Source organism: Periweissella ghanensis (genome assembly GCF_918814755.1).
Taxonomy (GTDB): Bacteria; Bacillota; Bacilli; order Lactobacillales; family Lactobacillaceae; genus Periweissella; species Periweissella ghanensis.
Window position 1 is genome coordinate 1 of record NZ_CAKKNT010000041.1, and the last position, 9,459, is coordinate 9,459.

Consider the following 9,459-nt stretch of genomic DNA (forward strand, 5'->3'; position numbering starts at 1 on the left):
CAATATTTAAAAATTAAAAAGGAAGAAACGGCTCAATTTTATTGACCGTTTTAGATCAATGTGGCTCAACTTTATTGACTATTTTTGGCTCAATTTAACTTGACGGCGACAAACCAGACGAGTATTTAATATGGTATAACATCAATCGAATAAAAAATTCTTTAGAAAGTAAAAATTACCAGCAATACAAAAATAAGAGTATGGCATAGTGATTTAAGTCCAGGAATTTGTCCGTAGGTCCGATTGTTTTTTTATATGTTTGTCGGTAAATAATATTTAAAAATTTACCTTTGAATAGGTAAAACCACTTTTATTTCATGATATAATTCATAATATTATAAATAATTTAATAGAGAAGGAAGAGCAATCTATCAGTTTGTAGATGTAAATCATTAACATAGCCAGCTAAGTATACTTGCAATCAAGCAGTGACTTTACTAGTAGGTGCGGAAGCTGATTTTAATGCCCTTTTAATCGATAAGTACGTGTTCTAGGTTTGAATTATGGTGGTTTAAGTGGTATGAGAAGTACTAATTATAATACTGACATGCTCATATGTAGCTTTTTGTCAGCCACATATGAGTATAGTAAATTAGTACGGTGTTCACTATGTAATTAGAATTCGGACCCAAAGTTAGTTATTACCAGGTCGCCGATTCACCAGCGGTAGCTAAATTTAATCGTGATGAGCGGATGGTTTAATTACGCAAATCTTTTTTAACATTCTTGACATGCATGTGAAAAAGCTATTTCAAAGCTGAAATGGTTGGAATTTTTTTATTTAATATTAGCAGCTTGGCGTTGCTCAAACTATATGAGACTTAGAAACAGAAAAAAATTAGTATAGATTACGAGCTAGTAAATTAAGAGAGGTATTATGAAATTTTATATCAATAGTAACTTTAAATTAAACGAATCCATTTCGTATCCACATTGTCGATTAGCCGAGTCAACATGGAATGATTGGGGATTTTTATCAACTTTTACCTTAACATATTATTCTGAAAAAGAAGCACACGGACAAGTATTAGGGAGTGTTAAAATTGGAAAGAAAGACATGAATTTACCTAATATTTATTCTGAGACAGTACGTACACCAATTGAAAACGAATTTACTAGTTTAGATAATGAATATTTTTCATTAGGAAATAGCTCTGATTATTATAGAAACTTATATAAAGTTGGGCTATCAAATTCTAAAGATCAACAAGAAATATTAAATTCTTTACGAGATGTTGTGTATGATAGAAATGTCTATTTTGAAAATGAAAGACAAAGTATAATGCAAAATTCTCTGATGAGAAACATTTCAAGAAAGACTATATTAGATGTCTATTCGCAAGTATTGACGACAGGAAATGAAAACTTAACAGCATATAAATTTTCAATAAAACTTAAAAATGAAATTAATGATACAATGATGAATTTTAGTGTAACACCAGAAATGTTACCACAAAGTAATATTCATACTCTTATTGGCCGAAATGGAGTTGGAAAAACTAATTTCTTCAAAAACATAATATTAACATTAACTGATAGTTCAAAGAATACGGATACTGTAGAAGACTTTATTGGAAGGGAAAGTATATCATCTGTATTGGCTTTGTCATATTCAATATTTGATACAACATTACCAAAAGAGGATATCAATGCTAAAATACCATATAAATTTATTGGATTTATACAAAACAAAGGAAATAAAATAAAAGATATAAATGAATTTATAATAGAAGAGTTTATTGAAAGTGTAAATTATATACGGGAACATAAATTCTTATATGAACTAATTGCTAGTTGTTTGGATATTTTAAATAGTGATCCTATTTTTGAGTCATTACAGGTAAGAGATTGGTTTGGTAAAAACAACGAAGAAAATTTAAAAACATTATATTCTAAACTAAGTTCCGGCCATAAAATTGTATTACTTAATGTAGTTAAAATTATTATTAATGTAGAACCAAATTCAATTGTTCTAATAGATGAGCCTGAACAAAATTTACATCCGCCACTAATATCTTCATTTGTGCAAGCATTACTAAATGTATTAAAAAAACGTAACGCGATGGCCATTATAGCAACTCATTCACCTGTAATAGTTCAAGAATGTACTACTGAAAGTACTTGGATATTAAATAGAAGTCGTAATCAGTTAAAGATAAGCAGACCTACTATCAAAACTTTTGGAGCTAATGTAGGTGCTATAACATATGACATTTTTGATTTGGAAGTTGATAATTCAGGTTATATGAATATCATTAATGAGAAGATTGAGCAAGGTTATAGCTTGGATGAAATAGAAAATATATTTAACAATAAATTGGGTGAAGAATCATCTATACGAATTGCTAGTATTTTATTTCAAAAGGAAATATATAATGGACACAAATAACATATATGTTCAAGAGGAACAAATCTATTTAAAAACTCAAGGAGTAATACAGGCACTACTTGGAAATAAACATAATAATGGCTCCAATACAAATAGTAGGTTGAATTCTATTTATACAGAACAATCCATTAAGCTAATTTCTACTAAATTATTTACAGCACTAAATACATTTACGGATTATGAGCCAATTAATAGCACGAATAGTATTATAGGAATGAGAAATCCTAGTTTAAGTACTTTTGATGAATTTAAAAAATTTTGTATAAAATTATTTGAATATGATCTTAGAAAGACTTCTAATAATATTTATGATAAATTGATTTTGGATAAAAATAATTGTCAATACTGTTTTGTGAGGTCTGTAAATGCACTTGATCATTATTTTGATAAGAGTACTTCACCAGAATTGGCTATAGTTCCAGATAATTTAATCCCAATTTGTAGTAATTGTAATTCACAAAAAGGCAAAAAAAGATTTATATATCCTTACTTTAGTGTGCTATTAAATACAAATTGGCTTAAGTGCACTGTTAACGCGGATAAAACATTTGCGTTTGAAGTCAATAATAATTTTGCTAAAAATAACTTTGAGAGTGAAATTTTAGATAAGTATAACCAGCAATTAATGCAGCATAAAATATTTGAAAAATATATTACACCAGGTCAAACATTGGTGATCGATAGGATTTCAGAAATACAGACGTATAAATTTGAAATCGGAATGGATAAAGCATATGCAAAAAAAATTATTAAGAAAAGAAATGATAAAATAGTGCCTAATTTATTGAAAAATACTGAATTTTATAAAATTGCTATATTAAATGGTATTATAGATGACTTTGATAAAATATGGAATAATGTAACCATTCTGTAAAGGATTTGCAAATAAATTACGGAACAAAACCCATACAACAATATTCTTATCATAGTAGTACGATTTTAATTAAAATTTAATTCCCCCAACAAAAAAACAGCCACCTTAGCTTTAACCAGCTAGTGACTGTATTGCGAACAGAACTATTGCTTGTTAAGGACTCGATGTTATCGCATCGGGTTCTTTTTTGTGCACACACTTTTAATAGTGGACATTAATCAATCCAGAGTTTAAATGACCGTTAATCGTGGGGCGGTAATAATTGAGACAACTTTAATTTCAACATTATTAGGTAAAATATAGAAGGGCAACGTAACCTCGGAATTTAAAAATTTAACATGCTCAACCATATTAAGATTATCAATACCGAGACTAATTTGGTCTTTGTCAGAGCGCTTTTCAATTTTTGCTTTGATAGTTTTAATAACTTTATCGACAACTAGTTTTAATGATATGCCATCAAATTGCTTGTATTCTTTTGTAAAAGCATCCCAAAAAGGTGCTAGGGCCTCTTTAACGAATTTGGTAACATCAGGACCCAAGCCAGGTGTTTCGGGTTCTTCACTACTTACATTAGTGAAGATAACTTCACCTTGATCAGTTATTTCAGCTACTTTTTGTTCAAAATCATTTTTCCAGTGACAGAAATTACCAGTAAATAATGTACCGTTAATTTCGTACACAGTAGTGCAATCTTTACTCAATCTGGTTACGATCATTTCAAATAATTGTGCCTCGTGATAATTCATAATTAGCTCCGACCTTTCAATTAATAAGTCCATTATAATCGGAATGATGATTAACACAACGAATAATATTAACAAAAATTAAAAATATTTAATAATGTTAAAAATTTTCTTCCAATAAAGTATAATAAACTAACACATAATATTTATTTTATCTTTATATAAATTATTTTCAGGTTGTGTTGTTAAATATTATATATTTCGGATGGAGAAATTAGTTATGGAACAAAAGCAGCATTATAAATTATACAAAAGTGGTAAACAATGGGTGACGTGTGCCCTAACAAGTGTGGTCGTTTTAGCTGGTGTCATCGGCAGCGTAGCGATTCCCCAACAACTTAATAGCGGTGTGGAAGTTCGCGCAGCGCAAGTAGCTAATCGCGATAGCTTATTAACCCAGCTAAAATGGTCTAACGCCTATAGTGCACAAGGGACCGATCCCGCTGTGTACGCTAAGTTACAAGCTAATATCAAAGCCGCCCAAGCATTACTTGCTAATAAGCGCGCTACCCCCGCTCAAATTACGGCCATTATTAATGCCTTACATACAACTGGATTAGCCGTGGTTAGTTCAAAGACGGCTAACCAACCTAAGCCCGCTCCAAGCACCGTTAGTGATTTACGCCAACAGTTAAAATGGTCGGTTGCATATAGCGCTAAGGGTCAAGATGCCGGTGTTTACACTAAGCTCCAAGCTGATATCAAGGCCGCTAATGCGATGTTAAATAACAAGCAAGCAACGCCTTTCCAAATTCAAGCAGCCATTGCGACATTACATGCCGATGGGTTAGCCTTACAAGCACCTAAAGTTGTGGCAACGCCAACCCAAAAGGCACAAGTTGCCACTCAACTTGATTTCTCAACCAAGTATCAATTAGGGGGCCACGATGAGGCGACTTATAATAAGTTACAAGCCGATATTGCGGCCGCTAAAGCTTTACAAGCTAACCCACAAGCAACCGTTGCCCAAATTCAAGCGGCAGTTGCTACTCTTCATGCCGATGGGGTGGCGTTATTAGCCTCAAAGGGCGCGCCAACTTCAACGCCAATCGGGACACAGCCATCAACGACTAGTTCTGCCGCTACTGCTAGTTCTGCCGCCGCTGCTAGTTCAGCTACCGCTGCCAGTTCAGCTGCCGCCGCTAGTTCAGCTGCCGCTGCAAGTTCTGCTGCCGCTGCTAGTTCTGCCGCTGCCGCTAGTTCTGCTGCCGCTGCCAGTTCCGCTGCCGCTAGTTCAGCTGCCGCTGCTAGTTCAGCTGCCGCTGCTAGTTCTGCTGCGGCGCAAGTGCCATACATTCCGTATATCCCAGCGCCGACACCGACACCGACACCGACACCTGCACCCATGAAGGCTAAGGTGCAAGTGACATATAAGGTCCAAAGCGAATTTAATAAAGCCAACGGTCTCGATCCACTCGTAGTCAATCAGGACGGTGAACTTACTGGAAAATCAGTGACAATTACATTGCAAGTCGCTCCTAATAGTGTCCTAACTTCGGCACAGTTAACAGGCATTCCAACTGGTTATCAAATTGATACCGCTGACACTAAATTTGTGACCGCTGGAGCTGCTAATACAACAACTAAGCAAACGGTCTTCCTAACAGCTAAAGCCGAAACGGTAACCTTAAATTACAAGGTCAAGGGTCAACATGGCCAACCAGATACTGATCCAATGGTTAACGATAAACCTACACCAACTAGCCAGCCGATTAATAGCTACTTTGGGCTTACGATAGCAGATGAAGAAATCGGTGCAGCAATCCCTAAAGGTTATGTGCTTGACCCAGCCAATAGCGTGACGCTGTCAGCCATTAAGCAAGATGCCCCCCAAAGTTATACGATCTATATTAGTAATACACAAACGGATCTATTAAGTACTGCTATAAATAACTTTGATTCAGCAGCGACTTCAGTTTGGAGTAATAAGTTTGGTGTCCCATCTTATCCTGAAACCCCCAATCCTTGGGAGGCCGGGCATAATTTAGGTAATGCGGAAAAATTTGCCACGCAATTACTGCAAAGAGCACAATTAACTAGTGCTGCTTTGGGTAGTGATTTAACCAAGTTACAAGCAACGTATCCAAATGCGAAAGTCGAACAAGCCGGTGGCCTAGTGTTAGGTGCTAGTGATGCCACTGATGTAGCTAAATTGAATGCCTTAGCCCAATTTGTCAAAAATGCGCAATGGACCTATAGTGAGGTCGGCGCGTTTGTAGGTAGCTTGAAGGATGTTACGACTGGTAAAAGCACCTTTGCTGCCGCAGTGCGGGGCTTTAAAAATGACTGGGCGAATGGTGCAAGTGTAACCAATGCTGAAACCACGACGGAAAATATTATTAATAAAGTCCACTTAGATGATGATGTTATTAGTGTTCCACTTGAAGATTTACAATATGCGTATCCGCAAGCAACTTTTAAAGATGGCGTATTAAACTTGGATGCCAGCCATACTGATAATAATAAAAATGGTAATGGTGATAAGTTGTATGAACTAGCATACTTTATCTATAAGATTATCCAAGTATATGGTGCGCCCATCGATTTTGCTAATGAGATCAATGCGCAAGCTTCAGGTCAAAAAGGTAATGCATTTGCGACGGCCGTCCTTAATAAGGTCGAAAAACCATGGACGGCCACACCAAATATTACGAACGCCGAAATCACAGCTACGAATATCTTTAACGCGAGTGGTTTGGCGAGCTTGCCAGCTAATGAACAGGCTGATTTATTAAATAGTATTATTAACGTGTATCCTGATGTCAAAATTACTGCTAAGGGCGTGTTAGAATTAGGCACCTCAACAGAAAATGTTAACTATCGTTTGTTAGGTTTAGCTAGACTTGTTAACAGCATGGCCAGTGCTTACAATGGAACCGTCGATAGTAACAATGCCTTTACGAATGCGATTAATACCGAAGTTTCGCAACCGGCGATGACACCATGGATCTCAGCGGTTAAAGGCTTTGCTAACCCATGGGCGAAGACACCAACGCTTGAAAATGCCCAAATAGTCACAAATACGTTACTAAAAAAATCTAAACTGGGACAACAGCAACTAGATAATGCGTTGGAAGCACTTGGCTACATTTATCCATCATTAACTTTTACGTCAGCTGGCAATTTAAAATTTGGTACTGCTACTGAGGATAGCACTGTGGCTGGTCAGATTACTGCCTTAGCTAAATTTGTTAACAGCATGGCTAACGCTTACAATGGAATCGATGATAGTAACTCCTAATTAGTATTAATTTTTAACTGAATAAACCTAACAGACCTTACTTGAAGAAATTATTTTTTCGGGTAAGGTCTGTTTGATTTGAACAATCTTTAAAGCTGGTTTCTATTAATAAATAATAAGTTTGTTTAATAATTTAAATATTTTTTATAAAACAAACTAAATATAACGAAAAAGAAAATTAAGGGTATATTATGTATTTCTATTTTTAGTAAATATAATTAACAATTATATAAAGTAAGTTTATAATATATAAATTAATGATATATTATAATGCATATTACATTAACAAAATTTATATATACATAAGGAGATATACGTTATTATGAAACGTCGTAAAGTTATTATTTTTAGTTCAATTGCCGCTGCATTCGTACTTGCTGGAGGTGCCTCAGTTGGTGCCGAAAGTTTTAGTCAAGGTCAAGAAGATTCTATCGTAATCAAAAATGACATCAACCGGATTATCGGTTACAACGACCAATTGCACTCTGCCTTTGAAACTATTAAAACTGATCTTGCAACTGCCAACGCCAAGATTGCTGACTTAACATCTAACAACCAACAACTTAAAAGCCAATTGGACCAATCTAACGATGAATTGCACGATCTTCGTCTTAAGGCAGATAACCAATCACTTCCACATGTGATCCAAAACTTACCACAACCAGGTGAAATGCCTGCTACTGCTGACTCTTCAAGTAACGCAGCATCAAGCTCAAGCGCATCTAACTAATATTTGCTTTGTAAGTTAAATATCTACTAAAAAGTCTGAAAAAATTTTTTCAGGCTTTTTTTGGTCCTTTTTAAATTTTCTGCGTATTTTAACTATGTATTACGGCACAACGCACTGATACTAGCTAAGGAAGGAATTACGCAGATGAAAAAATTTAAAATTAAACCCAGTACGCCCCGTCAAGTACACGCCAACTTACCATTGCCAATTTTCAAGGCAGCAATGGTGGCATTATGTGAGGCTAACACCTTTACTCAGGATTATCACCTTGATCGAGCATGGGGGCTGTTTAGTCAGTTAACGGCTTTGGAATTAGCCGATCACCATATCACCGTTGATTTTGAGACCGGGGAAATTTACCGTGAATGTCCGCTTGATGCGGATATCGTGACCTTGATTAATGCGGGACTGGATGCCGATAATGAACTAGCATTGCGGGTGAGCACGATGATGGTTAGTGATAATCAGCAGCAATTTCACCATTGTGATTTCAAAATTGGCTTATTAGGTTTGGATGATTTAGGGATTTCACCATATTTACGCAGTATGTATGACGTATTCATGTTAACTTAAGCGGTAATTGATGCCCACTTTGGCGGGGCTTAATTGACTGTATAGATATGAATGTTTGCGGTTGTCGTTTGTAATTAGCATGTAGGGTATCCCCCCGGAGGAAATACGATGTCACCAGAAGAAGCTTACCAATTTATTGATACTGACCGTTCAAAAGCCACGATTTACGGCGTGCTCCGGCATGTCGGTTTGACCCCGCGTGACCATGATTTTGAAGATTGCGCCCAAGAAGCCTGGATTGCCTTTTACCTGTGGTTATGTGAGGATTTAGCGGCGACATTAGATGACAATGCACTACGCAAGATTGCCTATACGCGGATGTATCGTCACATCCTCAACATTCGCTATCGGGTCCGCCGTCAACAGTACCACCATGTGGCGACTGAAGATGCAACGCTAGCCAGTTTTGGCAGTGCTAATGAAACCGATGTCCAACTCGAGCTCCATGGCATTCCGCTAACTAGCCGCCAGCGTGAAATCATCTGGTACATGTTGGCAAGCTCCGGCAACCAATCCTGGGTCGCTACAGAAATGCAACTCAGCCGCCGAACAATTTCACGAGAAGTCCAAGTATTACGCGATCTATTGGAACAACACGATGTCCGCATGACGTTACATGAAGATATTGCCTAACTGCTTTAGGGAGTGTGACATAACTCTTTTCAAGTACTAAATTGCTACCAAAACGCGCTCTAGAAGTCCGATATATTCGAAATACGACAAAATCCTCTACGAAGAATTTTCTTCATAGAGGATTTTTAGTGTATTTCTCGATATCGCCCGACTTCTGTCACATGCACTGACCCCCTCGAATTGGAGTAAATCCAATCGAGGGGGTTTTCTTATGTATTTTTCTCAAAAAATAAAATTAGATGCAATTATTGAGTACCAAAATGGTGTTCCAAT

At 36.2% G+C, this 9,459-nt stretch carries 7 protein-coding genes; 6 read left to right on the forward strand and 1 reads right to left on the reverse strand.

The window, feature by feature from the left end:
* The first annotated feature begins 877 nt into the window (after positions 1–877).
* Together LQZ76_RS09515 and LQZ76_RS09520 are read left to right on the forward strand one after the other, a co-directional pair.
* Positions 878–2,389, forward strand: coding sequence for an AAA family ATPase (locus LQZ76_RS09515; RefSeq protein WP_230099478.1), 1,512 nt, complete (start codon positions 878–880; stop codon positions 2,387–2,389).
* Entirely contained in the window at positions 2,376–3,263 is an 888-nt protein-coding gene (locus LQZ76_RS09520) for an HNH endonuclease (protein WP_230099479.1), read from the forward strand. The genes LQZ76_RS09515 and LQZ76_RS09520 overlap by 14 nt, the downstream gene beginning before the upstream one ends.
* 230 nt (positions 3,264–3,493) lie before the next feature.
* On the opposite strand, the gene LQZ76_RS09525 is transcribed toward LQZ76_RS09520, so the two are convergent.
* A complete protein-coding gene (locus LQZ76_RS09525; RefSeq protein ID WP_230099480.1) occupies positions 3,494–4,012 on the reverse strand; it encodes a hypothetical protein in 519 nt (172 codons plus the stop codon).
* Positions 4,013–4,229: 217 nt separating this feature from the next.
* On the opposite strand from LQZ76_RS09525, the gene LQZ76_RS09530 reads away from it, so the two are divergent.
* The 4 genes from LQZ76_RS09530 to LQZ76_RS09545 all read left to right on the forward strand — a co-directional run bounded on the left by LQZ76_RS09530 (position 4,230) and on the right by LQZ76_RS09545 (position 9,186).
* Positions 4,230–7,250: a KxYKxGKxW signal peptide domain-containing protein gene (locus LQZ76_RS09530; RefSeq protein WP_230099481.1), complete on the forward strand. Its 3,021-nt coding sequence runs from the start codon at positions 4,230–4,232 to the stop codon at positions 7,248–7,250.
* A gap of 322 nt (positions 7,251–7,572) precedes the next feature.
* Positions 7,573–7,980: a hypothetical protein gene (locus tag LQZ76_RS09535; RefSeq protein ID WP_230099482.1), complete on the forward strand. Its 408-nt coding sequence runs from the start codon at positions 7,573–7,575 to the stop codon at positions 7,978–7,980.
* Between the two features lie 144 nt (positions 7,981–8,124).
* Positions 8,125–8,553, forward strand: coding sequence for a hypothetical protein (locus tag LQZ76_RS09540; RefSeq protein ID WP_230099483.1), 429 nt, complete (start codon positions 8,125–8,127; stop codon positions 8,551–8,553).
* A gap of 108 nt (positions 8,554–8,661) precedes the next feature.
* A complete protein-coding gene (locus tag LQZ76_RS09545; RefSeq protein ID WP_230099484.1) occupies positions 8,662–9,186 on the forward strand; it encodes a sigma-70 RNA polymerase sigma factor region 4 domain-containing protein in 525 nt (174 codons plus the stop codon).
* Positions 9,187–9,459 lie beyond the last annotated feature (273 nt).

Coding starts and splice junctions, on each gene's coding strand:
- LQZ76_RS09515 (WP_230099478.1), top strand. CDS start 878: ATGAAATTTTATATCAATAGTAACTTTAAATTAAACGAATCCATTTCG.
- LQZ76_RS09520 (WP_230099479.1), top strand. CDS start 2,376: ATGGACACAAATAACATATATGTTCAAGAGGAACAAATCTATTTAAAA.
- LQZ76_RS09525 (WP_230099480.1), bottom strand. CDS start 4,012: ATGAATTATCACGAGGCACAATTATTTGAAATGATCGTAACCAGATTG.
- LQZ76_RS09530 (WP_230099481.1), top strand. CDS start 4,230: ATGGAACAAAAGCAGCATTATAAATTATACAAAAGTGGTAAACAATGG.
- LQZ76_RS09535 (WP_230099482.1), top strand. CDS start 7,573: ATGAAACGTCGTAAAGTTATTATTTTTAGTTCAATTGCCGCTGCATTC.
- LQZ76_RS09540 (WP_230099483.1), top strand. CDS start 8,125: ATGAAAAAATTTAAAATTAAACCCAGTACGCCCCGTCAAGTACACGCC.
- LQZ76_RS09545 (WP_230099484.1), top strand. CDS start 8,662: ATGTCACCAGAAGAAGCTTACCAATTTATTGATACTGACCGTTCAAAA.